A 25,108-nucleotide genomic window follows, 5' to 3' on the forward strand; every position below is an offset into this window, starting at 1 on the left:
GAGCACTCCTCCTCGTCGTTGTTGATTATTCTGTCTCCATCCTGATCGTGCTGCCTTCGCCCATAGGCTCCGCCGGCGTGATGATCAGTCTTCGCGGCATGCGTACACGAATCTCCGGAACATGGCTGATCACGCCAATTGTAAAGTCGTCCATGCGCAATCTCTCCAATGCGTCCATGACCACCTCCAAAAGCTCCGGATCAAGCGTACCGAAGCCTTCATCGAGGAAAAAGAACTCCAATCTGCCGCCCCGCATCTGAATCTCCATGGACAAGGCCAAGGCCAGCGACAGGGACGTCAGGAAGGTCTCTCCCCCTGACAGCGTGCTGATCGGCCTGCGCATTCCTCCCGCGCCCTCGTCTCTTAAGACAAATTCGCCTTCGTCGCCGATTTCCAGCGCATAGCGGTTTTTGGTCATCCGCATCAGGTGGTAGGAAGCGTCTCTGGCGATCGAGGCGAGCTTTTCCTCGGCGATGAACTGCACGAACGCCTTTCCTTCCAGCAGCTTTTTCAGCTCCTCCAAACGGCTTTGCTCGTCCATCTCCTCTGCGAGCCGTTTTTCGATTGAAAGCCATTTTTCATGGTTCTGCTCTACCTGGGCAAACGTTTGCCGGGTGACTGCCACCTGCTCCTTGGCCGCCTGATGCCCCTCTTCCGCTTCGTCCCAGGCCTGCTTGGCCGCTTCCCATTCCACTTTGGTGACATGCCTTCCGTCCAATGCCTTCAGCAGCCGCTCCTCATCGTACCGCAAACGGGCTAGCTCCGTCTGGTACGCGGAAAGCTGCTCCTGCAAAGACACAAGCCGATCCCGCTCACGGTACAGCTCTCCTGCCCGTTCCGGAGTGCCGAGGCCGCTCTCCGCCAGCGAGCGGTGCATTTGTTCTGCCGCTTCCGTTCGCTGCCGGGACAGTACCGCATAGCCTTCTGACAGCTTGACTACGGCATTTTGCACCTCTTCCCGGGCCTCTCGTGTTTCTTTGCGCTTGTTTTCCGCTTCGTCCAAAGAGGTGCGAAGCTGCTGCAGAGTCTGCTCCACGGTTGTCAGCAGCTTCCGCGCGGGCTGTCCGCCCGTCCGCTCCAGCCACATCCCGTGCTTTTGCTCCCACAGCCGCTTTTTTTCCTCCAGCCGCTCACCAAGCAGCGCCTGCTGCGAGTGCAGGGCGGCATGGCGCGAGACCGCTTCCTGATAGCCTGCCAAAAGCGACTGGTACAGCGACTCCTTTTCCGCCCTCGCTTGCTGCAGAACCGACGTTTCCCGGTCGCGCTTTCCGATCGCTTCCCAATGCTTTTCTATTTCCTCAACCTTGACGTCGCCCAGTCTGTCCTCCAAGCGCCGTTTGGCTTCCTCCGCTTGAACGGCCGCGGCTTCCAGACGGGCTTTTGCGGCTGCTTCTTTTTTCAAAAGCTGTTCGCCGAGAACGGCGCTTCGCTCATACATGCGCTTTTTCTCCGCTTCCCGGTCGCGCAGCCCATCCGCCCATTTTTGCAGGCGTTCCCGTTCCGCTCTGTACGCCTCTCGCGCTTCCGCTTCGCTCTTCAGAGCCGCCTCTTCCTGCTTGTACATCTGCAGCAGTTTGGTGATGTCGCCCACCGCCCATTTTTCTCCAAGGGCAGCGCACTCGCGACGGATCGCGTCAATTCTTTCCATCAATACTGCACGCTCTTCGCCGAGGGAGATCATCCGCTGCTCCCACAGCTTCCACTCTCCCTTTGCCGTCTGCAAGGCCTCGAACGCTGTCCGGATCTGCTGCTCCGCGTGACGAACAGCTTCCTCCGTCTCCCGCATCTGCTGACGGATGCTTTCTCCTGCAGCCTGCTGATTGTCCGACTCAGGCTTTTTCTCCTCCGGCTCTTCCAGGCAAGGATGATGGGACGAACCGCATACCGGGCACGCTTCCCCGGGGTTCAGACGATCACGCAGCATTCTGGCCATATTCGCTTCCCGCCACTGCTCCCATTCAGCACGGAGACGTTCGAGTTCGATCCGCCGTCTCGCCTGGGCTTCCTCTTCCATTTTGACTTTCGCTTCGCATGCGTGCAGACGGGTTGCGGCCTGTTCCTGTTCGCGCTGGGCTGTCTGCCGCTTCTCCTCCCAGTTGGCGAGTGCCTGCTCCTGCTCGCGCCATTGCCTGCCCCATTGCTTGATCTGGGACAGGGCGTCGAGTTTCTCGGTCCACTCGGCTTCGGACGAAGGCGGAGTTGCCTCAAGCTGGGCAAGCTTCGTCCTGGCTTCCGCCAACTGCGAGGCGCTTTTCTCCCATTCCTTTTGTGCCATCTCCAGCTCCGAGGCGGCAGACCTCCGCTCCGATTCAACACCCTCCAGCTCGGTAGCCAGCTCTTTGCGCTTCTGTTCTTCCCGTTCCCAGATCAGCTTGGCATCCCGCAGGGCGACGATGAAATCGCGCCATTCCGGCTTTACCTGGGCCGCTTCCAGCGATTTTTCCAGTTCGGCCCGCTCGCTCTCCAGGCGGTTCAAGGACTCTTTGTCACGGGCCAGCTGTTGTTTTAGCACAGTCAGCTCCTGCGACACCTTTTGCCATTCCTGTTCAAGCACGGTCCATTCCGCGCGCAGAGCGGACAGCTCTTCTTCCCACTCCGCAGCCTGGATCAGCCTGCTTTTCCGCTCGATCATAAGCGGCTCCTCCCGCTGCAGCTCGGAAGCGCATTTCACATACGACTCCTCCGCCTGCAGATGCGCTTGCTGGACGACTTCCTGCTTGTGGCGCACGTCCTCCAGTTGAACAGCCGTCTCCTTCCACTCAGTGTCCAGACGTTCAAACTGCTGGACCTGCGGCCATAGCCTGACACTTGCTTCCAGCTGCTTTGCGAGCCGCTCCCATTCAGCGGCTTCCTCCGTCCGGGCCAACTGCTTTGCGAGGCGCTCGCGGACACGCTCCAGCTCCTCCTGCCACCCGTATACCTGCTCCATCTCCTTGATCATTCCCGCGAGGCCATCCCGCTGCTCTGCATAGACGCGCTCCTGCCGAGCAGCTTCCTCCCACGTTTTCCGGGCTTGCTCCAGCGCCTCCGGTCCAGCATCCCCGAGCGCCGCCTTCTCCAGCTCGATTTTATGAAGCCGCTCCCGAGTCGCTTCCAGTCCCGCCCGAACGCGCTCACTCAGTTTTTCACCGTAGATATGTAGATGAAACATCCGCTGCAGCATCTCATTGCGGTCGCTCCCCTTGAGCGTCAAAAAGCGGGAAAACTGTCCCTGCGGCAGCACGACAGCCCGGGTAAAATCCTGCAGCGTAAGCCCAATCAAAGACTCGACAGCCGCCGTTGCCATAGTCGCCTTCGATTCCAGCACGACATCCGGCGTCTCTTCGTCTGTTCCGCACTGGATCAGGCGGACCTCCGGCTGTCTCCAGTTACCGTTTTTATTCAGGCCAAATTCCCGTTCGATCGTATACCGCTTCCGCTCAGCACCCGATCCCAGCTCAAAGGTGAACGAGACAAATACCCGCTGCTCCAACTGGTTGAGCACATCCTTGGGATGGCTGCCGCCGCCGAGCCTGACGACCTGTCCGTAAAGCGCGAGCGTGATCGCGTCCAAAATCGTCGATTTCCCGCTCCCGGTCGGGCCAAAGATTCCAAAGAGACCGGCTTCGCACAGTTTTTCAAAATCGATCTCCTGCATCTCCCGATAGCTATGCAAGCCGGCAAGCTTCAGTCGTATCGGCTTCATCTCGTTCCCTCCTCTTCACCGATTTGGTTCAGCAGACGCTGAAACAAGGCGACCAGCTTCTCGTCCGGCTCTGCCCCGCGCTTTCGTTCATAGAAGCGGCGAAACAGCTGGTCAGGCAGCAGCTCGCTCAGCTCCGCTCGCTGCTCGCTCGCCGAGTCCGCCGTTTCCTCGCGCACCACAACCCGCTGTACTTTGAGAAAATCATCGCTCATTTTGCGCAGCCGCTGAAATTCAGCCGGGTCGATCACGTCCGATACGTGCAGCTCCAAGTCGATCCATGCGCCGGCGTCCCTGCCTTCCTCCAGCCATTTTTCCACCTGCGCAATCCCTTCTGTAGCCTTCCAGCGCGCCAGCGGCCTGCCGCTTGTCAGGTAGACGATCTCCTCTTGCACTTCCTCTCCGGGAACGACATCCACGATCACGACAGCCTTGCTCTGTCCTGCCTCCGAAAAGGAGTACCCGAGCGGCGACCCGCTGTAGCGAATGAGCGGCTTCTCTCCCAGCTTTTGCAGACGGTGCAGGTGGCCGAGCGCCACGTAATCCGCTTTTTCCGGGAAAGCCGACGGGGAGACGGTCAAGGCTCCGCCGATCTGAATAGGCCGCTCGGAATCGCTTTCCCTGCCGCCCATGACAAACAGGTGGCTCGTCACCAGATTGACCGTATCCTCACGGAAATGTACCGACAGCTCGTCAAGCAGCGTCTTGATCCGCTCAGAAAATGCGAGCTGCATCTGCTCCTGGGTAAACGTATCGCTTAACAGCTCCTTGAGGCGGGCTTCCGATGGATACGGCAGGGCCAGAATGACCGCGTGGTGTTCCACGCCGGGAACGGCCAGCTCCATCCACGACGGCCCTCCGTCCAGTACCCGCACCTTATCTCTGGGGGCGTCGCTCCCCGACAAGATCGGCGTTTCTTTGGGCAGTCCCAACAGAACGATGCCCTGTTTCGACGCAATCGGCGCCGCCGCCCGAACCCGCTCCGGCTGATCGTGGTTACCCGCAATGACGACGACAGCCCGCCGCCCTCCAGCGGACAAGCGCTCCAGCGCCGTATAAAACAGCTCCTCCGCCCAGGCAGGGGGGTTGACTGAGTCATAGACGTCCCCGGCAATCAACACGAGCTGAACGTCTTTTTCCTCCGCAATCCGGCAGAGCTCGTCCACAAAATCAGATTGTTCTCCCCGTCTGTCACGCCCCTCCAGCTGACGACCGAAATGCCAATCCGCCGTATGTAAAATACGCATGCTTGCACCTTCTCCCGATCATGTGTTTGCGTTCATTGTATCACAGAAAACCCGGTGTTTGCCGAGCCATTGAACAGTTAACAATAATCGCCACTTCCATGTAACTTTTTCTCTCTCAAACTCGTCCTCACCTGTAGAAAACATGAGAGGGGTTAACCAAACGCGTGAAACCTGCCAACCTGTTCGTCGCTGTCCCTGCCCTCTTGCTGGCGTTTTCGGTTTCTGTCTCTGCCGATGCTGCGTCATCTCCGCCCGGCAACAATCAAGCCGGTACAGCAGCTTTGGCTGATACAGCTTCTGCGGTAGTTCCGGCCAAAGCAGCTCCTGTCGAAGCTCCGGCCAAAGCTTCACCTAAAACTCCATCAGTAAAGGCTGCCTCTTCTGCAAAGGGTGAAATCCGGCAGGTACAGGCATGGATCAATGCCGAAGCGAAGAGGAAAATAGCGGACGATCGACTGGAAGACTTCAGCTATCGCTGGATTCAACTGGATGACGACCCGGAGCTGGAGCTTGTGGCAAAAATAAATGACAGTGTGCGGCTGGGCCACTTCTATGTACTCGACCGCCGCCCCAACGGCACCTATGCGCTCTTGACCGAGCAGCCGTGGAATGTCCCGCATTTGGACCTGGAGCGTTGGGACTACAATCATTTTGACAATCCCAATTGGTCAACCATCCCTTCAGGTGAAGAAGGCAAGGTAGGGGGAAAACGGCTGTTTGAAACGCTTAGCAAATCCGGGGGCACCGGCATAAGCGTCTACTACGCCCATCTGTGGTATATCGAGAACGGAAAGTTTGTGGAGGCTTGGGAAGGGACAATGCTGGAAACGGGCTCCGTACCCGGAGGCCAGTCATTCCAGACGATCGGCCAATATCAAATTGTCCAGACGGGCCCTGTTCCTCTGCTTTACTACTGGAAAACGATGCGTGAGCTGGACCCTGATAGCGGAAAGCCCCTTTCTTCTTCCTCTGTGCAGACAGAAGTTCACGTCTTTCCGTTTGAAAACGGCCGCTTTACATCTGCTGCTGCCGCAAAGAACTGACCAGCGGATTTCTGCCCGCTCAAAGCCCGGCATCTTTGCTGCTCCATAAAAAAGCCGCCTCTCCGGCGGTCCCGGGAAAGGCGGCTTTCTGCTTGCTTGCTATTGTTGCTGTCTTTTTGTCCCCTTCTCCGGTGCCTTCAACGATTGCAGGCACATATAGCACATCGTTCCGAAGAGACATGTAATGACGGCAGAGTGAAAAATCGTCGAGTACAGCGTCAGGCGGGACAAGACAACCCAGCCGCCGCTCAGCACCTGAATGACCACGAGCACAAATGACAAGATGCCCGCACCGTACAAGTCACGCCGCGTCTCTTTGAAGTGGCGCAAAACATAAACCAGCACGGCGGCCAGTAGAATCGCCAACACAATCGCGGCTACACGGTGCATAAAATGAATCCCTGTTTGTCCCGACAGCTCCGGTATGAGCTTGCCCTGGCAAAGCGGCCAATCGCTGCAGCCCAGATTGGAGCCGGTGTGACGCACATACGCGCCCAAATAAACGACACCATATGCGTAAATGGTCACAATCCATATGGCCCATCGAAACCCCTTGGAAACCGTTCCCCGGACCAGCTTTTCCACCTTGTTCCGCTGCAGAACGAAGATGCTCAACAGCAAAACCCCGCTAAAGGCCAGAAGTGAAAACCCAAAGTGCAAGGCCATTACGGCAGAGGACTGCGGCCAAATAACCGCGGATGCTCCCAGGAAAGACTCCAGGATCAAGAAAAACATGCTGAACATCACAAGTCCGCGAACTTCCCGATTCCGCGGGTATCTCCGCCATGCCAGGATGGAAAAAATCCCGACGATGATACCGGTCATTCCGGTGACGAAGCGGTGCATATACTCGATCATTGATTCCAACGTGTATTCGGGTACCCATCTTCCGTTACAGAGTGGCCAGTCATTGCCACAGCCCAAACCCGAATCAGTCTTGGTCACCAGTGATCCACCGATCATGACCATGAAGGTAATAATGGTGGATGCAATGGCAAACCATTTCAGCCATTTGTCCATAATTGTTACACCTGACTTCGAGAGAGAACTGTTCAAAAAGAGGGGTATTTCAGCTTTTTGAACAACCTCCATATTTTATCGTACCAAAATGCTCATGTTGCGTATCCCCACTATCACGATAATAAAACATCCCCTGCCGTGCAAGGGATGTTCCGTTCCATTTTGTGATCGTTACGTGTCAAAAGTTGTCCAGCATCGTGCTCACAACAATTGCAGCGCAGAAAACAGTGAGGTACAGGATGGAATAGCCAAACAGCTTTCTCGCCCAGGGCAGTTCATCTTCCTCTTTAAGCTGGAAGCCCTTGAACAACAGCACCAAATAAATGATGCCCATGACAGCCATGACACCCAGATACAGATACCCGACACTGCTGTAGAAAAAGAGCAGCAGCGAAGCGGGAATGAGTACGGCACCCCAGATAAACATCTGACGTTTCGTCTCGGCAAACCCCTTTACGACGGGCAGCATCGGAATGCCCCCTGCCCGATATTCCTCCGTTTTGAGCATCGCCAAAGCGAGGAAATGCGGCGGCTGCCACAAGAACAAGATCAAAAACAGAAGCCATGCAGCCGGGTCCATATTGTTGGTGACAGCTACCCAGCCGATCACTGGCGGAACAGCGCCGGAAATGCCGCCGATAACTGTATTCAGCGTGGTTACCCGCTTGAGCGGCGTATAAATCAGCACATAAAAGATATGGCCGATTAATCCCCATACGGCTGCCAATGGATTGACGAAATAGGCCAGAACAACAAGTCCAACAAGCAGCAAACCAATTCCGATCAACAATGCCTTCAGCGGGGAGATGCGGCCGGAAGCGATCGCCCGGTCTTGGGTGCGCTTCATTTTTTTATCCAGATCGCGGTCGTAATAGTTGTTCAGTGTTGCACCAGACATGATCACCAGGGCGGTTCCGATCATCGTCCAAATAGCCAGAACCCAGTTCGGGTATCCATACGATGCCAGCCACAGACCCGCAAATGCGGTCATCAGGTTGGACATCGTAATGCCCGGCTTTGTCAGCTGCACATAATCTTGCAATGTGGCCCTTCTTGCCGGTTGGGACTGCGCCGCAGGATCGGTGTTGATCGACTCCTGCATCGTCACTTGCTGGTCCACGTTTTGTACCTCCTGTCTGCTAAAAATCCCTTACACGCCAGACCACCACTTCACAAGGAAGTGGCAGTTTATCACGCAATCTATTCCCTCATAATCATTGCAAGACTTTTCGTACCGTAAAATCATTGTATGATCAGCTCTTCGATTACCAGCCGAAAATGACATCCAGGACTCCCGTCGTCTCGCCGCCTGGGTAGATCAGGTAGAGAAGAGTGTAAACAGTCACGCCTGTGATGGCAGAGGCAAACCAGATGACAGACGTCCACGGACCGATTTTCTTATGCTTGTCGTACTTTCTTTTAAATCCGTAATAAAGCGTGACCAGTCCCATCACTCCCCCTATCGTTGCCAGGATGATATGGAAGATGAGGAAAATCTGATAGAAAATACGAATGTTGTCCGGACCGCCGAACAAAGTATTCCCCAGCAGAGCGGTACGGGATACATACGTAATAAAGAAGATCGTCGCACAGATGGCCGCCCACTTCATCGTCTTGATGTGTTTTTCTGTCTGGCGGCTGCGAATGAAATACCAGCCAAAAGCTACGAGAATCCCGCTAATGGCAATGAAGGACGTACTTATCGTAGGCAGTAAAATGTGCATATCTACACCTCGTATCGCAACTTTCTCTTTCTATTAATACCTTATGCTCTGCCCTGATCGGTCGCAGGCTTCAGCACACCGATATTTTGGGCTGCAGGCTGCTGATCCATCGGCAAGTCGTCCTGCTTTTCGTCCTTGCGCCATTTATAAAAAATGTAGGCCAAAACAGAGCCGTAGACCATTTCCTGAACCAGCTTCATGATGATGCCTCCGGTCCGTTGGTCAACAAAGGCGGTATACCCTTCGAACAACTGTGGCGCATTCATGTAATGCTGATAAATCGGCTCTCCGGCAAAGATAATCAACGCACATGCCGGTGTGATCAAAATCCCGTTGGCAAACAAATACGCCATTTTTTTCAGGCCCGCGAGCTGCTCCGGTTGGCCTGGCAGCGGATTTACGATCGGCCACCACATACAGAAAGCCGTACAGAACAGGAAAGCGTGGAAAGCATTCATCGCATCGTGATTCAGAGAAGCGGTATCAAGAATGAACGGAACGTGGTAGAAAGACAGCAAAGCGTTGAAAACGACAGCCGCCACGATCGGTTTTGTGAAGATTCGCAGCAAGGCGTACATTCTCTTGTTGCTGAAAATCGCCGTCCACAGCCATCCCGGAATTCCTACCATCAAAAGCGGAGGCAATACAAAGAACAGGAGGGACATTTGAAGCATGTGCATGCTGAACAGGTAATGGTGTCCCACGTAGTTGATCGGACTGCCTGCACCCGCATAAAAAAACAGCATGGCCAAAACAAACAGCACCTTCTGTTTTGCCGTTGCCGGTTTTGAATCCGCAAAACGGTGACGCAGCGGCCCTGTTAGTGCAAAATAAAGGATCGTCAGCAAAATGGTAATCAAAATGACAGTCGGGCTCCACATATCAGAAAACGAACCAATCCCGCCATCAACGGGCGTTCCATGTTGGTGATGATCATGCATCGGATTTTTCAATCCTCCTTTCATATTAGAAAGGGTGCCCTCTATACAATCTTCATTATACCGTTAATTCAGCCCGACTTCCTCTCCTAAAAATGAACAATATGTTGACAAACGAATATGGAAAAATCCCCTCCATGCCAACAGGAAGGAAGATGCAATTTCCTGTCTGCATAAAGGGGATCTGCAATCAAATTTTGGCTGACTCATCGCTTTCTGTCAAACATTTGCCCGTGCCTGTCGTGACTATGCCTGGCCGCATCTCTTATTTTCCGGTCTGGATCGGGACCTCCCATTTTGCATCGTGATGCTCCGTATACTTTTTGTCGTAGGAGATGATCAGTTCCTTCGGCAGTTTTTTGACGCCCTTTAGGAGAAGTCCACCGTTAATATGAAGCTGTCCGTTTTCATACTTTCTTTCATCGTTGAGGAATGCGCTATCGTATTTCTTGCCGCTTTCATCCGTAATGACTCCGAATGTAGACAAGGGGTTCATCGATGCCGTTCCGTTCCCAATCGTAGCCTCGACTCTGACGATGTAATGATCAGGTTCGTCGGCTTGGTTCTTTTCATGCTGAAATGTGTAGCGATTGCCTTGTTCCTCTACCGTAACCGGGGCTTTCTCAAGCTTCGCAAGGTCGAGCTTTGCCTGGAACGCTGCCGGCTCCTGTTTATAGACAGGGCCAAGCCTGAGAATCATGTTCTTCGTTTCGTCGATCGGTTGGAAGTAGTGGAAATCCCTTACGCTTTCCCCGATTTCCTCAGAAGGACGCCACTTGCTCCGTCTCGGATCGCTCATCAGATTTTTCCTTTCCCCGTCTTTTCCGTAAATAAAGCCAGGGGCCCAAGCTCCCAGAACAGAACCGTGTTCATCCACAAGCTCAAAGCTGTATTCCATCTCTTTTGTGTTCCGGTCAACGACCAGCTCGACACCGGTTGGCGCAAACGTAATCTGCTTGACGTCCAGCTTCAACCCTTGCGGAGTGGTATAGCTCTTGTTTACAGCATACGTTTTGGTCGCCGCTTTCGCTTTTTTGAGGTCCACCGGAACCTCCAGCTGCCAGTTTCCGTTTGTCTCGCCGATTTTTTTGATGTCGAATGCTACAATCAGCTCATCCGGAAGCCCTTTGCCGCCGTTCAGGCTGCTGAGATCGTGTACCAGCTCCATGTAAGGGCCATCTTCGTTCACGCCTTTACCCGTGCCTTTTCCCGTAAGCCCCCATTTCAAAGCTCCTTTTTCTGTCGAAGAATGCAAAACATTCCCTTGTTTATCCTTGATCGTGATTTGTCCTTCCTGATAAGCATCCCAGTGCGATTCCTTTTTATTGCTTTTATCCTTAATGGAAGTCAGAATGCATATGCGAAAGGGATCTGCTACTACCTCATGGACTGTCAGGGTAAACCCTTGGTCGGCAACACTTGCATTCGGTGTTTGGAGAAATCCTTTCTTGGCGGCTTCCTCAATGCCATCGTCACCCAGCCTGGTAAGCAGGCCGTTGCCCGCAACGCCCACAGGCTCCGCTTTGTTCGTCGGACTGCTGGCAAATACGCCGTTCACATAAGTAGAAAACGTCGGTGAATACATCATGCCGCCGGAAATGACTACTGCCAATGTCGCTGCGGCTATCGTTGTCTTTTTCATAATATCCAGACTCCTCTTTTTCCAAATAGGCAACTGCCTCGTATCGGCAGCCCGGTGCAGCATTTTCACTGGATGCGCGGGAAGGGCGCTGATGATCCTGCGGTCCAAATCCTCGGAAAGGGGTTCTTCCACGAGGGCCTTGCCCGCTTCCTCCAGCTCGTCGACCCATTGCTCCAACTGTCGTTGGCAGTGCTTGCAATGCTCGAAATGCTGCTCCAGCTTTCTTCTGTGTTCCGGAGATAGTTTGTCTTCCATGTAGTCGACCATGAGTTCTTGCGTCAGGCATTTCAAGTGGATTCCCTCCTTATTTTTCGCTTTTGCTCAGGCGGTCTCGAAGCTTTCTTCTCGCGTGGGAAAGGCGCATCCTCACCGTATCGACAGACAGCGACAATCTGCTGCTGATCTCCCTGTAGCTCAAAAATTGGAGATAGTGCATATCCAGCAGCGTCCCGTAGTCTTTATTCAGCGCCATGATTTGCTGCCGCAAAGCGACCCGTTGCTCTTTTTCCAAAAAAACTTCCTCCGGGATCGGAGATTCGTCCTTCAGTTCACTGCTCACCTCGGCTACACCAGGCATTCGTTTTCGCTTTCGCAATTCGTCAATGCCCCGGTTCATGGCGATTCGATAGAGCCAGGCCGAAAAGGAGTGTCCCGGTCGATAGTCGGGCAGACTGTAGTACGCCTTGATAAACACTTCCTGCACGATGTCCTCGACTTCATGGGAATGCCCCATCGCTTTTCGCAGAATCGAAGCGACTTTTCCCTTATACCTGTTGACGATCAGAGCATAAGCTTCTTTGTTTCCTTGAAGTACCTCCGCAATGATCTCCCGATCGTCCTGCATGTTTTTACCTCCTCGCAAAAAGGTTGCTGCGCAGCCGTACCTTTTTGGTTGTACACTACTATAGACGAAAAAGGGAGCTGCCCCCTCTCATAAAAAATTTTAAAGTAGGGAAATTTGTTCATGGTACAAAAAAATTCATGTCACCTTTTGACATGAACAAGCTATTGACGGAGTATAACAGAGCCGTTTTCAAGAAGACTCTTTTTCTCCACAGAATCAAAAAAAAGAAGCAGACGAAATTTCGTCTGCCTCTTCTCTTTTTACCACCAAACCCAGAATACGAACACGATAATCGCGATCAGGATAAAGGTCAATCCGGCGAAAATCGAAATTCGTGCAAACTCGTGTCCCTTTTGGTCCATGTGCATCCAGAAGAACAACTGGAACAGCGCCTGGACAAATGCGAGACCGACGATAAACGGAACCGTAAATCCGACCGGAATCGCTTCAAAAGCTACAGCGGCAAATGCCAGTGCGGTCAAGACGAGAGATGCAATAAACGCAATGACATGCTTTTTCGCACCATCGTGCTTTACCTTGGGCTTACGCGGTTCATCATGTACATGTGCTCCCATCGTCTTATCCCACCTTTCCACCGATCATACCCATGAGATATACCACGGTAAAGATGAATACCCACACGACGTCAATGAAGTGCCAGTACAGGCTGGCTACGTAAAACTTCGGAGCCGTTACCACTGTCAGACCTTTTTTCACGGTCTGCAGTTGAACGGTCAAGATCCAGAGAATCCCGAATGCCACGTGAGCTCCGTGGAATCCGACCAGCGTATAGAAGGCCGATCCAAATGCGCCGGAAGTCATTTTATGTCCCATGTGGACGTAGTGCATAAACTCGTAAATCTCCAAAGCCAGGAAGCCGAGGCCAAGGATAACCGTGACAGTCATCCAGGCTTGCATTTTTTTCAGGTCTTTCTTGTGCAAGGCCAGAACCGCAAACACGCTGGTAAGCGAACTGGTCAAAAGGAGCAAGGTAGCCAACGCCACAAGCGGCATATCGAACAGCTGCTGGGAGGTTGGCCCGCCATTTGTCTGGTCGCGCAGCGCGATAAACGTCGCAAACAGCGAACCGAACAGGACGGTCTCTCCACCAAGGAAGAGCCAGAAGCCGAGAATCTTGTTCTTGCCTTCAAGGGTGGCTTTTTCCGGTTCATCAGGCAGAACCGCATTTACGTGATGGGTCGCCATTACGCCTTAACCCCCTTTTCTTCGATTTCATCTGGTTCGATATGGTAGCCAGGGTCGTCTTTCAAAGAACGCATCAGCATGCATCCGAACGTAATTACCATACCAATTCCGACTACAACGTAATTGTGGTACATGAAACCGTAACCTGCGATGAACAGGCCCAGAGACATGATGAACGGCAGGAAGGAGCCATTCGGCATATGAATCGAACCAAGCGGTTCTGCGTAAGTCATGCCTTTGTTGCCAGCCATTTTTTCTACCCACAGGGCATCCAGACCGCGAACAAGCGGAGTTTGCGCAAAGTTGTACTCCGGCGGCGGAGAAGGAATCGACCATTCCAGCGTACGGCCATCCCACGGATCCGCAGGCGCGCGCTTGGAGCTCTTCGCAGAAACGTATGCATTGACAAGGAAGAGAATCGTACCGATCGTCATTCCGAAAACACCGATGGTACTGATAAAGTTGCCCAGTTCCAGACCTTGGCCAGCCAGGTACGTAAATACGCGACGCGGCATACCCATCAGTCCGAGGAAGTGCTGCGGGAAGAAGGTCAGGTGGAACCCGATAAAGAAGGTCCAGAAGTTCCATTTCCCGAGCGTTTCATTCAGCATTTTGCCGAACATTTTTGGCCACCAGTAGTAAAGACCGGCGAACAGACCGAATACGAGACCACCAACGATTACGTAGTGGAAGTGAGCAACTACGAAGTAGCTGTCATGGTATTGGTAGTCAGCAGGCGGAACCGCGAGCATAACCCCTGTCATACCACCAATTGTAAAGGTCGGGATAAAACCAACAGCAAACAGGTTTGCGGTAGGGAAGCGAATTTGCCCGCCCCACATCGTCAAGAGCCAGTTGAAGATCTTGATACCGGTCGGAACGGCAATCAGCATCGTTGCCAGACCGAACAAGGTGTTGGCGATCGGACCCATACCAGTCGTAAACATGTGGTGCGCCCACACCATGAAGCCAAGGAAACCAATCAGTGCTGTCGCAAATACCATGGAGCTGTAACCAAACAGGCGCTTTCTGGAGAAGGTACTTACTACCTCGGAAATGATACCGAAGGCAGGAAGAATCAGAATGTACACTTCGGGGTGACCGAAGATCCAGAACAGATGCTGCCAGATAACAACGTTACCACCTGCATCAGGGTTGAAGAACGCTGCCCCGAACAGACGGTCGAACATCAGAAGTACAAGGCCGACGGTAATCGCCGGGAAAGCAAACAGGATCAATCCGGATGTCACGAAGGACGCCCAGGTGAACAGCGGCATGCGCATGAAGGTCATGCCCGGTGCACGCATGTTGATGATGGTTACCAGGAAGTTGATACCACCGATCAGGGTACCCAGACCTGCGATCTGCAGACCGAGTACGTAGAAGTCGATCCCGAATCCACTATATTGATTCAAAGCAAGAGTTGCGTAGGACGTCCAACCGGCATCCGGCGCGCCGCCGAGGAACCAGCTTGTATTGATAAGGACGCCCCCGAAGAAGAAGAGCCAGAAACCGAGTGCGTTCACAAACGGGAACGCAACGTCCCTCGCACCGATCTGAAGAGGTACGATCGCGTTCATCAGTGCAAAGATCACCGGCATCGCTGCCAGGAAGATCATCGTAGTTCCGTGCATGGTGATCAGTTCGTTAAACGTCTTCGCACCGACCACTTGGAGCTCTGGATACATTAATTGCAAGCGAATAAGCAGGGCTTCAAGACCGCCGGCCAAGAAGAAGATCCCACCGGCGATCAGGTACAGAATGCCGATTTTCTTATGGTCCACGGTAGTGAGCCAATCAGCGATTCCCGACCGCTTGGGTGCATGAGAAGCATGTGCAGACACGGTTTTACCTCCTTTTTAGCGTCACTGCCTCATGACGATTCCATTCATTAACTTTATCTTTTTATTTCCTGTACTTTGAGCGTAGACATGTACTCAACCAGCGAATTGATTTGATCTTCGCTCAGGTTCAGATTTGGCATGTTGTTGCCCGGCTTTTCTTTTTGCGGATCTCTCAGCCATTTGGCCAAGTGTTCAGCATCGTTAGGCATGATACCGGCTACGCGTTGGCGATCGGCGAAGTTTGTCAGGTTCGGCCCCAGTTTTCCGCCTTTGCCTGCGACAGCGTGACAGCCCAAGCAGCTCTTTTCGAAGATTTGTTGTCCTTGGACAGCGTTTGCAGAAGCTGGCGCTGCAGGTTCTGCAGATTGAACGCCCTTCATTTTTTCTGCCCAGGCAGCAAATTCGTCTTGTTCCAGGACGTCAACCTTGAAGTCCATCAATGCGTGAGACGCTCCACAGAGCTCTGCGCATTTTCCGTAGAAGACACCGGTTCTGTCAGCTTGCAGCCACATTTTGTTTTCCAGTCCCGGGTTGGTGTCGATCTTTCCGCCGAGTGCAGGGATCCAGAATGCGTGCATAACGTCAGCAGATGTCAAAGTGAACTGGACTTTTTGATTGACAGGCAATACCAGGTCTTGCGCTGTAGATACGCCAAGGTCCGGATACTCGAATTCCCACCAGAACTGGTGAGCGGTTACACGAACTTGAAGCGCTTCATCTTTGTTGTATTCTTTACCAAGAGTAAATCCTGTAGTAACAGTTGGTACTGCCATTACGATGAGCAGCAGGAACGGAATGACCGTCCAAATGATCTCCAGAGTATGGCTGCCTTCCACTTGTTTGGGAATGCCTTCCTGTCCTGGACGCTTGCGGTAACGAATAAGTACGTAGGTGAGGATCAGCATAACGACGATAAAGACCCCGATCATGATGGAAGCCGACAGCTTCATCAAGTCGAATTGCATGGCTGCAACCGGCCCCTGCGGCTGAAGTGCAGAGAGCTCTCTCATGCCGCAACCGGAGAGCGTCAGCGCCAGCAACCCAAACAGGAAAAGCTGACGCCATGATTGTTGCCAACTCTTCATACCAATGAACCCCTCTTTCTTTCATGTTGATTACGCCCTGTCGTATGTACGGCGGGAGCGTATATTTCGTACTCCTCCGCTGCCAATAAATAGTCGGAGTTGCTACTTTCCTCCACTATGATAACCAATAGCGAAAAGGAATAGCAACATCGGTTTAAAGACATTTAAAGAAGGAGTAAGGGCCGCAGTAAAATACTACCTTTGCGATTAACTCTTTCAGTATACATAAATTTATCTGAATATCGGAGTCCATTTGTTATAATTCTGTTAACAAATTTATGAACATTTTCGTAAAGTTTACTACCAGCAGACGGATATTCAGGTAGTAGAAGGGAGAAATGTGATAGTTTTGGCTACCAACACAACCAAACGAATCGCTTTCCTTACAGGAAGTTCCAGCGGTTTTGGGCTGCACACCTCTGTCGCTCTCGCCAAAGCGGGCTTCTTCGTCATCGCCACGATGCGGGACATCTCAAAGCGTGAAGAGCTTGACAAGCTGGCTGCCCAAAATGGCGTAACCGACTGTCTGGAAGTCGTGCAAATGGACGTGACCCGGCCTGACGAAGTCATAGCTGCAGTCTCCGGCGTGCTCGCGCGTCATCAAAACATTGATTTGCTCGTGAACAACGCGGGCTTTGCCTGCGGCGGCTTTGTCGAAGAAATCGGGCTTGCCGCATGGCGGGAGCAATTTGAAGTCAACGTGTTCGGATTGATTTGCGTGACACAGGCCGTTTTGCCCCATATGCGCGAACGCCAATACGGCACGATCATCAACATAAGCAGCATCAGCGGGCGAATCGGCTTTCCCGGTTTGGCCGCCTATGCCGCTTCCAAGCATGCGGTGGAAGGCTTCAGCGAGTCGCTCCGTCTGGAGATGCTCCCGCATGGCATCAATGTCGTCCTGGTCGAGCCGGGCTCGTACAAGACAAGCATCTGGGAAAAGGGACTCGGAAATGCCCCCTCTCGCCCCGCTTCTCCCTACAGCAGGCAAATGGAGTCCCTGACAACTATGGTAACCAAAATAGCCGAGCGGGCCCCTGCCCCGGATGAAGTGGTAGAAGTAATCGTTCGCGCGGCTCTGGCTCCACGGCCTTCCTTCCGCTACCCTGTCGGGAGCGGGGTCAGGCTTTCCATCCTCGCCAAGCAGTGGCTTCCCTGGCGCTGGTTTGAGACGCTGGTGAATAAGCAGATGCGGCCGCCTCGTTCATGAGGCGGCTGATGGCGATTTCACCGGAGCGGAAGGCTGCTTTGGCAGATGAGAGACATAGCTGTGCAGGACCATGCCGATCATGACGACGAGCATGCCCGTACCGGACCACAGCGAGGGCAGCGGGGCCGCGAGAATCGCGATTTCCAAAAGGACGGCAAAGACGACCTCCGCAGACTGGGTAGCTTCTACCGCGGCCAACTGAACCGGATTGCCCTTGACCAGATCTGTAGCCTGAAAGAACAGCACGGTCGCGATAATTCCCGATGTGATCGCGACGAGCAGCGACTGCGCCAATTGACCCATGCTGGGCATTCCCGCCGTCGTCACGCCAAAGCCTGCGAGGACCAGCCAAAACGGCAAGCTGGCAAGCGTCATTCCGAGAACGCGCTGATACGCGTCAATTCGCCCGCTGGTCAAGGCCATCATTTTCCGGTTCCCGAGCGGATAGGCAAACGCTCCGATCACGACCGGCACGATCCCGTACAGCACCTCCGCCGCTCCCAGCATCTTCGCCTCGTGCAGCTGCATGATCGCCACTCCCGCCAAAATCAGGACAGACATGGCCAGCCCCTTGTACGGGATCCTCTGCCCGAAAAAGGGTACGAGCAGCGACCCGGCGATGATCGTGATTTGCCAGGTACCGGCGATCAGCCAGCCAGGACCGTATGCAGCGGCAAAGCTGAGCGGAGCATAAAACAAGCCAAACCCGACAAAACTCCAGAGCAGCCACTGCCACGGATGCTTCCGCATTTCCTGCCACAGCGGCCCAAGGTTGCCCCGGATGGCCACGATCAGCAGCAGAAACGGCACCATAAATAGATAACGCAGGGATGCGCTCCAGATCCAGCTTCCTCCGTCCAGCTCCATCGCTCTGTTTAATACAAATGTAAAAGCGAAGAAAAATGCAGCGACAATTCCAAGTACAATCGCCTTCAAATGTTGACTCCCTCTTTCCAGTTCCACTCTCTGAAGATTCTCAATTGTAAGCATATAACTCTGCGGTCTCGCTGTCAAAATCCCGAAAAAAATAGAGCACACCTTTTGAAAGATATGCCCTATGTCTTTTCTGCACGTCCGCTCTTGATCAGCGAGACGTGGTGAATGTATTCAACTGCACCAAACAGAATCGCAGTAAAACCGGCACCGATCAGCGTGATTCTCGCTCCCACCAAGAGGCCGCTGCTCAGCCAGACGACCAGAAAAGCCAAAATCATATCGGCTGCCGTACTCATCCACAGCGTCCCGCGCCGAAGCAGCAATAGCTCCAGCATATGTCCGGCAACGGCAAGCACCAGGCCGACGCCGATGGACTGGTAAAGGGTTGCATAGTCTACCTCGGGGAACAGCGCATCGGCCAGGACGACTACGAGCGGAGCAGTAATCAGCTTGACAAGCAATCCGTACACAGGCATGCTTCCTCCTTTTTCAGGTTTTCACAGTATGCCCGTATACAGAATCGCTTAGTCGAAGCAAAAACAGCCGTTTGTTGTGCCGTGGGATGTCATCGAGCCCCTCCCACGCGCCCTATGATTGGCTGGACCGCTTCAACTAGGCGGCTTCCTGCTCTCTTTCTCGCGGGTAAGCCAAGGTTACGATCAGGCTGACTGCCGCCAATGCGAGCAGAATGACGAAAATCTGGTGCAGCCCGCCGGCTACCAGCTCCCTCACTGTTTGCAACAGCTCCTGCGGCAGCAGGCTTGCTTCATGCGGATTCAGGATCTTGTTGACGTCGATGTTTTCCGCACCGGGTGCGCTCTGTACATAAGAGTTCAGCAAGGTTCCAAACAGCGCAATCCCGAGGGTTTGTCCCAACGTGCGGATAAAGGAGTTCGTAGAAACGGCAACACCGCGCAAATTCCAGGACACACTCAGTACCGCTCCGGTAAAGGAAGTAAAGGCGAAGCCAAAGCCGAGGCCAAACAGGAACGTAATCCCGTACAGCATGACATGAGGTGTCGTCGGTTCAATCATGGACAGCCAGACGGTAGCGACAATCAAGACGCATACGCCAAAGAGCGATGTCGGCCGAATCCCGATCTTGGCCAGCAGACGCCCGCTCAGCGCAGCACCAATCGGCCAGCCAACGGACATCGGAATCAAAGTCAGCCCGGAACCGGTCGCACCCAATCCGTACACGCCCTGAATCCACAGCGGAAGATAAAACGAGACAGCCACCAGCACGGAAGCGAGAAGAAATCCGGCGAAGTTCACGATGCTCATTTTCCGAATCGTAAACAGCTGCAAGGGAAGCATCGGCTCCGGCGATCTTTTTTCCAAGTAGATAAACAGCAGGAGGCCCAAAGCCGAAAAGATCAGCAGACCGACGATCAGCGGCGAACTCCAGGGATGTTCAGTCCCGCCGCTCAACAACGCATACAGCAGCGCGGAAACGCTGATCGTAAAAACTGCTGCTCCGGCATAGTCGATGTGCTTGCGGACTTTCTCGATATTTTCATGCAGGTACAACCAAATCAAAACGATGGAGACAATGCCAAACGGGATATTCATGTAGAAAATCCAGTGCCAGGAAACATAGTCGACCAGAAGGCCTCCGGTCAACGGCCCCAGGATACCGGATATGCCCCAGATGCCGCTCATCCACCCTTGTACCTTTCCTCTTTCCTCAAACGGGTAAATATCGCCGACAATCGTATACGTAATCGTAATGATGGCACCCGCTCCCAGTCCCTGAAAGGCCCGGAACCAGATCAACTGCTCCATCGTCTGAGACAGGCCGGACAGCGCTGATCCGAGCAAAAACAGGATCGCCCCAATGTTGAACACAGGCTTGCGCCCAAACAAGTCGGCAAGCTTGCCGTATATGGGCGTCGTCACCGCCGAGGTGAGCAAATAGATCGAAACGACCCAACTGATCAAGTGAAAGCCGCCCAGGTCGCTGACGATCGTCGGCATCGCCGTACTGACGATCGTTCCCTCAATAGCGGCCAAAAAGGTCGCAATCATAACCGCAATCGTCACATTACGCTTATTTGTTACAGGTTTCATCCGTATTTCCTTCCCTCCACATAAGCCAGACAACATTCCGATCAAGGGTGTTGTGTATGCCGTTGTTGTTGCTTGAATTGCTTTATGGTACGGGCACTAGTAAAAAAAGTCAATAAAAAAACCTGCGCCGATTGCACTCGGCACAGGTTTACCTTCCCCAAACGGATCAATTACTTTTCGGTGCTTCCGTTTTTGGGGTTTCTGTTTTCTGCGTTTCCGTTTTCGGAGCTTCAGTTTTCGGAGCTTCCGTCTTCGGTTCTTCTTTTTTGGAAGCTTCCGTTTTCTGTTCCTCCGCTTTCGGCTCTTCCTTCTTCAAGGAGAGCGACGGATCGAGATATTGCACCCCAAACTTTTTCTCCAGGCCGTCCAGCCATTCGTCCATGTACTTTTTGCGTTTGGACGCATTCAACTCTTCAACGATCGTAGGACGCAACTGTTCCAAAGCAGGCGCGGGATCTCCGAAGTTGCTCTTGTATTTATTGTAGTAGTCTTGGATTTCTTCGTCCGTTACCGGATATGCTTTTGCGAATACCTTGTCCCTCAAAAGAAGTGTCCGCAGCGTACCGCGGAAGCTTGCTTCGGTGTAGCCCTGTCTTTTCAGCGTTTTTTGATAAACTTCCTCGGAGCCGATCTGCTCTTTCAGCTTGTTGATTTCCTGATCGACTTCGCTTTCCTGGACGGACACGCCGAGCTCCTTGGCTTCTTCCACCACCAGATTGCGGCTGACCAAAATGCCAAGCGTCTGTTTTCCGTAGCTTTCTTTCATATGCTCGTAGAGCTGCCCCTGCGTAATTTGAGATTTGCCCGTAGTTGCAATGACAGGATCATCAGCCGGCTTCAATGCAACGCCGACAATCACAAGAGCCAAAACCAGTATGGCTATGGTTAGCATGGATAAATCGAACTTCTTCATCATTGGTCCTCTCTTTCTTCTCTCATCCCTTGTGCCATTATAATAGACACAGAGTACGGAAGAAAGATGGAATCCTTTTCCACAACCTTTCCACAATGCGAACCAGCACGGATTACATGAAGTATTTGGTGAAAAAAGAAGAGAGAACGGAGGCGATTACCGGTCCCAGGACGGCCCATACTCGTAAAAATCTCTCTTGTTTTCTTTTCTTGTCTCCTTCTATGAGCTGTGTGAGTTTTTCCATATCGCTTTTGTCATTGTCCAACATCTGCAAAATAATTTCCTTCTCTTTCGATCCCCGTTTTAGCTCAAGCTCTGTCTGCAATTTGGTTATCGCTTGCAAAAGTTCTGAGCGCGATTCTTCCATTTTTACCAATCGATGCTCAATCCGTTCCAGCCACTTGGTCGCTACCGTCATCTGAACTTCCAGCTTGTCGATCCGTTCTTCGAATTTGTCCAATCGTTGTGAAATCCGCAGTACATTCTCCTGTTGCGTCTTCTGATGCTCTGGCGTCAAGGTCCCACCCCCTCCGGACTCATACTACTTGTATATGCCGTCTCGCTTTCATTGCTTGTACCGCTGACCAGATTTTTCATTATTTCTATAAAAAATGTGCAACGGAGCGGAATGGAAAGAACACGTTATCCAGTACAAACGGACCTGGTCCAAACGGGCCTGGCACACTTCAAAATGGCAATAAAAAAAGCCCGCTATAGGCGGACTTTCTCCAGCCACTGATAGAGAGGGCGAAGCGACCTCTTCGCATCCTCGTAACCGAGCGTGTACAGCTCCATCAAGCGATTTCGGTTCCTCTCCACACGCCGGATGTTCATCGGTCTGCTCGGCGCTATGACAAAGGCCCGTTGTTCCTCACGGAGTTGCCGGATGCGGGCAAGCGTATCGTTGTAGCGCCGATGGTGATCGAAAACGACCCGCATCAGATGCTTGTAGCGGGGAAATAGCCGGTCTGTGGCCCACGCGAGATTGGCTGGCTGCCGGATGAATTCCTCCGTACCTGTCCGCACGATGATGTTCCGCTCGTTTCCATCCTCTATCGCCTTGCCGATCGGTATCGGATCTGCCAAGCCGCCATCGAGCATTTTCGCCCCTTGAACACAGACCGTTCCCGATAGCAGCGGGATGCTGCACGAAGCGCGAACCGCAAGGAGAAACAGCTCTTGATCGTGCTCGTCCTTGGAAAAGTAGATGCTCTCGCCTGTCTTAAAATCAGTCGCGGCGACAACCAATTTCTCCGGTGCTTGCGCAAGTCCCTGAAAGGAAGAGGTGAGAATCCGCCGGGGAAGCTCTTCAAAAATGAAGTCCATGCCGACCATGCAGCCATGCCGATACAGATTGCGCAGAGAGAAATGCCGCATGTCGCACAGATGCTCGATAAACATGTATTTCCCCACTCCCTTTTCCCTTGCCACGTAAGCAAGGGCATTGCAAGCCCCTGCGGAAACAGCGATGATGTACGGAGCAATCAGCTCGTGCTCCAGAAAGCAGTCGAGAACCCCCGACGTATAGATTCCGCGCATGCCTCCTCCCTGGAGAACCAATCCGAAGCTGTCCATCTTTTCTCCCTCCTGTGAAACAAGCCTCGCATGAACATGTACGGATATAGTATCTGTGGGAACAGGAAGGTAATTCACCGATTTACACCTGAATTTGCCCGGCCCTGCCCCATTCGCTCGTTATTTTGCTTGTGGGCTTTTTCCTTTTTGGAGGCCCTCACTCTGTCGGTCAGTTGCGTGCAATCTGCCATATCACGAGAATCGGTGAAAAACCCGGTTGGCTTGATTTACCAGGAACTTGTCAACGTTTTGGAATAATCTCTTCGTCCCCTGCGTTGGCGTTTCTAGTATGATAGGGCTAGTGAACGCAAAGGGGGCTTTCTTTTTTGAAACAGCGAATTGCCTGGATTACAGACAGCACGGCCGTTGTACCCGATGAATTGCGGGAGAAATACGACATCCACGTCGTTCCCTTGGACGTTATCTTTGAAGACGGCGCCTACGCGGACGGGATTCAATTATCTTCCAGCGAGCTGTATGAAAAAATCGACCACTCCAAAACCGTACCGAAAACCTCGCAACCGGCAATCGGCAAATTTGTCGAGCTGTATGAGCAACTGGCGGAGGACTATGATTGCGCGATCGCCATTCACCTTTCCAGCCAATTGAGCGGCACGTACAATACAAGCAAATCAGCCGCTGCCATGAGCGAGTTTCCCGTCGAGCTCGTCGATTCCCAAATCGTCTCTTATCCGATCACCACCTTGCTGTTGAAAGGGATTTCGCTGGCGGAGCAAGGCATGGACTATCGGGAGATTGCCGCCACCCTGAGGGAAGAGGCGAGCAAAAACGAAAACTACATCGTGATCGGAAAGCTGTCACAGCTGCATAAAGGCGGGCGGTTGTCAAACGCTCAGTTGATCGTTGGCACGCTGCTTCAAATCAAGCCGATCTTTTGCATCAGGAACGGTGTTGTCGAATTGTTCGAAAAAGTTCGAACCGAAGGAAAAGCCTTCCGGCGAATCATGGATCAGCTTGACCTGGCCCGGGGAATCCACAAAATTTCCCAAGTGGAAATTTTGCACGGCAATGTCATGGACAAAGCGCTGGAATTAAAGGAAACGATCAAAAGCAAGTATCAGGATATCGAGGTGCTCGTGTATCCGCTCAGTCCGGTACTGGGCGTTCACGGCGGGCAAGGGACCATTGCTCTGACATGGACCAACGAGCCCAAGTCATCTTGAGCGAATGTCATCGATAAACGACGGCAGGCACGCATGAAAGCCGGAATGGGACTGGCAGCAGCAGGCTTGATTGAAAATCAAAGGGTAAACAGAAACAGGCACCGCTCTGATTTGAGCAGGTGCCTGCAATGTTTTGCCTATGCTTTGCTTCTCGCGTGATTACTGGCGGACTGCAGCGACCAGAAAACGATGGCTCGGGATGTCGATATATCCGTCTTTTTCCATCCGACAGTGCATCTCCCACAAGCCGTCCGCGTAGTTCTCCAGCGAAAAGTCTGGTATCTGCCACGGAACCGCACGGAGATAGTAGACTACCGCTCCTACATCGTAAAACCGGGTCGGCACCATCTCCTCGCGGCAATCCTCGATGGCAAAGCCCGCCTCTTTTAGCTGCTTGACTGCGTAGTCTGCATTCCAATGCAAGTATTCCTCTGGAATGGGCGCCCCGAGGAGCCGGTTGAGCAGCAGATCGTTTTCACCCCCGACCTGCTGCGTCAGAAAGGAAGCCCCTGTTTTTGCGATACGGAATACCTCGGCCGCATCAAAAGACTCGTGCCGATTGATAACCAGATCAAAAAATTCATCTGCAAACGGCAGGGCGTCCTCCCCATCCGCTTCGACTACCGTAATGCCCAAAGGCTCCAGCCTGCCTTTGGCAACCGCCACATTGGGCTTGTAGCCTTCCGTAGCGTATGTTTGAGCGGGAAGCGGCTTTAGCATGGAGAGAAATTCGCCTCCCCCCGTGCCCATATCGAGCAGGCTGCCGATCTCCGGCAGCTTGCGCATGACGAGGCCGGTGTAATTCCAGGAAAGTGGCGCTTCCTTCAACCGTCCTGTTTTCCCGACGTAGGAAAAATCCCAGCCTTCAAACGGTACTTTGGCTTCTTCGAGCAACCAGTCAAACCATTTTTGTCGGTCCATTTTTTCCTCCTCTTTCCCCAAAAG

At 53.0% G+C, this 25,108-nt stretch carries 22 protein-coding genes; 3 read left to right on the forward strand and 19 right to left on the reverse strand.

What is annotated here, in order from left to right; translation table 11 throughout:
• Positions 1–25: 25 nt before the first annotated feature.
• A complete protein-coding gene (locus NSQ24_RS21950) occupies positions 26–3,685 on the reverse strand; it encodes an AAA family ATPase (protein WP_339166584.1) in 3,660 nt (1,219 codons plus the stop codon).
• Positions 3,682–4,929, reverse strand: coding sequence for an exonuclease SbcCD subunit D (locus tag NSQ24_RS21955; protein WP_024983588.1), 1,248 nt, complete (start codon positions 4,927–4,929; stop codon positions 3,682–3,684). Before NSQ24_RS21955 ends, NSQ24_RS21950 begins: the two co-directional genes overlap by 4 nt.
• A gap of 164 nt (positions 4,930–5,093) precedes the next feature.
• On the opposite strand from NSQ24_RS21955, the gene NSQ24_RS21960 reads away from it, so the two are divergent.
• Positions 5,094–5,972, forward strand: a complete 879-nt coding sequence (locus NSQ24_RS21960; protein ID WP_227277674.1) for a hypothetical protein — start codon at positions 5,094–5,096, stop codon at positions 5,970–5,972.
• Between the two features lie 99 nt (positions 5,973–6,071).
• Here NSQ24_RS21960 and NSQ24_RS21965 read toward each other — a convergent pair whose 3' ends face one another.
• The 10 genes from NSQ24_RS21965 to coxB all read right to left on the reverse strand — a co-directional run bounded on the left by NSQ24_RS21965 (position 6,072) and on the right by coxB (position 16,275).
• Complete coding sequence (locus NSQ24_RS21965; RefSeq protein ID WP_003391752.1) at positions 6,072–6,992, reverse strand: heme A synthase; 921 nt, start codon at positions 6,990–6,992, stop codon at positions 6,072–6,074.
• 178 nt (positions 6,993–7,170) lie between these two features.
• Complete coding sequence (cyoE, locus tag NSQ24_RS21970) at positions 7,171–8,112, reverse strand: heme o synthase (RefSeq protein WP_003391753.1); 942 nt, start codon at positions 8,110–8,112, stop codon at positions 7,171–7,173.
• Positions 8,113–8,257: 145 nt separating this feature from the next.
• Positions 8,258–8,716 carry a DUF420 domain-containing protein gene (locus NSQ24_RS21975; RefSeq protein WP_003391757.1) on the reverse strand — a complete coding sequence of 153 codons (459 nt, stop codon included), beginning with the start codon at positions 8,714–8,716 and terminating at the stop codon, positions 8,258–8,260.
• Between the two features lie 41 nt (positions 8,717–8,757).
• Positions 8,758–9,657 carry a cytochrome c oxidase assembly protein gene (locus tag NSQ24_RS21980; protein WP_051567352.1) on the reverse strand — a complete coding sequence of 300 codons (900 nt, stop codon included), beginning with the start codon at positions 9,655–9,657 and terminating at the stop codon, positions 8,758–8,760.
• Positions 9,658–9,919: 262 nt separating this feature from the next.
• Positions 9,920–11,587: a DUF4179 domain-containing protein gene (locus tag NSQ24_RS21985; RefSeq protein ID WP_339166585.1), complete on the reverse strand. Its 1,668-nt coding sequence runs from the start codon at positions 11,585–11,587 to the stop codon at positions 9,920–9,922.
• 13 nt (positions 11,588–11,600) lie between these two features.
• Positions 11,601–12,140, reverse strand: coding sequence for a sigma-70 family RNA polymerase sigma factor (locus tag NSQ24_RS21990; RefSeq protein WP_122958205.1), 540 nt, complete (start codon positions 12,138–12,140; stop codon positions 11,601–11,603).
• 260 nt (positions 12,141–12,400) lie between these two features.
• Positions 12,401–12,715, reverse strand: coding sequence for a cytochrome C oxidase subunit IV family protein (locus NSQ24_RS21995; RefSeq protein WP_003391766.1), 315 nt, complete (start codon positions 12,713–12,715; stop codon positions 12,401–12,403).
• Positions 12,716–12,719: 4 nt separating this feature from the next.
• Complete coding sequence (locus NSQ24_RS22000) at positions 12,720–13,346, reverse strand: cytochrome c oxidase subunit 3 (RefSeq protein WP_003391767.1); 627 nt, start codon at positions 13,344–13,346, stop codon at positions 12,720–12,722.
• Complete coding sequence (gene ctaD, locus NSQ24_RS22005) at positions 13,346–15,190, reverse strand: cytochrome c oxidase subunit I (RefSeq protein WP_003391768.1); 1,845 nt, start codon at positions 15,188–15,190, stop codon at positions 13,346–13,348. The genes NSQ24_RS22000 and ctaD overlap by 1 nt, the downstream gene beginning before the upstream one ends.
• 53 nt (positions 15,191–15,243) lie before the next feature.
• Positions 15,244–16,275, reverse strand: a complete 1,032-nt coding sequence (coxB, locus tag NSQ24_RS22010; RefSeq protein ID WP_003391770.1) for a cytochrome c oxidase subunit II — start codon at positions 16,273–16,275, stop codon at positions 15,244–15,246.
• Between the two features lie 340 nt (positions 16,276–16,615).
• Here coxB and NSQ24_RS22015 point away from each other — a divergent pair, with 340 nt between their 5' ends.
• Entirely contained in the window at positions 16,616–17,485 is an 870-nt protein-coding gene (locus NSQ24_RS22015; protein WP_003391772.1) for an SDR family oxidoreductase, read from the forward strand.
• Here the strand turns inward: NSQ24_RS22015 and NSQ24_RS22020 are convergent.
• The 6 genes from NSQ24_RS22020 to NSQ24_RS22045 form a co-directional block, all read right to left on the reverse strand.
• Entirely contained in the window at positions 17,480–18,421 is a 942-nt protein-coding gene (locus tag NSQ24_RS22020; protein WP_003391774.1) for a multidrug resistance efflux transporter family protein, read from the reverse strand. The two genes, NSQ24_RS22015 and NSQ24_RS22020, sit on opposite strands and share 6 nt — an antisense overlap.
• A gap of 119 nt (positions 18,422–18,540) precedes the next feature.
• Positions 18,541–18,891: a DUF2512 family protein gene (locus tag NSQ24_RS22025; RefSeq protein ID WP_003391775.1), complete on the reverse strand. Its 351-nt coding sequence runs from the start codon at positions 18,889–18,891 to the stop codon at positions 18,541–18,543.
• A 142-nt stretch (positions 18,892–19,033) separates the two neighbouring features.
• Positions 19,034–20,491 (reverse strand): MDR family MFS transporter, encoded by a 1,458-nt coding sequence (locus NSQ24_RS22030; RefSeq protein ID WP_003391777.1) that lies wholly within the window; start codon positions 20,489–20,491, stop codon positions 19,034–19,036.
• A 166-nt stretch (positions 20,492–20,657) separates the two neighbouring features.
• Complete coding sequence (locus NSQ24_RS22035; RefSeq protein WP_081924232.1) at positions 20,658–21,407, reverse strand: SurA N-terminal domain-containing protein; 750 nt, start codon at positions 21,405–21,407, stop codon at positions 20,658–20,660.
• Between the two features lie 109 nt (positions 21,408–21,516).
• Positions 21,517–21,921, reverse strand: a complete 405-nt coding sequence (locus NSQ24_RS22040) for a hypothetical protein (RefSeq protein WP_003391780.1) — start codon at positions 21,919–21,921, stop codon at positions 21,517–21,519.
• A gap of 194 nt (positions 21,922–22,115) precedes the next feature.
• The gene (locus NSQ24_RS22045; RefSeq protein WP_003391782.1) at positions 22,116–22,979 is read right to left on the reverse strand and encodes a patatin family protein; all 864 of its coding nucleotides are present in this window, start codon (positions 22,977–22,979) and stop codon (positions 22,116–22,118) included.
• Between the two features lie 326 nt (positions 22,980–23,305).
• On the opposite strand from NSQ24_RS22045, the gene NSQ24_RS22050 reads away from it, so the two are divergent.
• A complete protein-coding gene (locus NSQ24_RS22050) occupies positions 23,306–24,163 on the forward strand; it encodes a DegV family protein (protein ID WP_031931648.1) in 858 nt (285 codons plus the stop codon).
• A 159-nt stretch (positions 24,164–24,322) separates the two neighbouring features.
• Here the strand turns inward: NSQ24_RS22050 and NSQ24_RS22055 are convergent, their stop codons facing one another.
• A complete protein-coding gene (locus NSQ24_RS22055; RefSeq protein WP_172920668.1) occupies positions 24,323–25,084 on the reverse strand; it encodes a class I SAM-dependent methyltransferase in 762 nt (253 codons plus the stop codon).
• Positions 25,085–25,108 lie beyond the last annotated feature (24 nt).

Source organism: Brevibacillus sp. FSL L8-0520, from assembly GCF_037963895.1.
Classification (GTDB): domain Bacteria; phylum Bacillota; class Bacilli; order Brevibacillales; family Brevibacillaceae; genus Brevibacillus; species Brevibacillus borstelensis.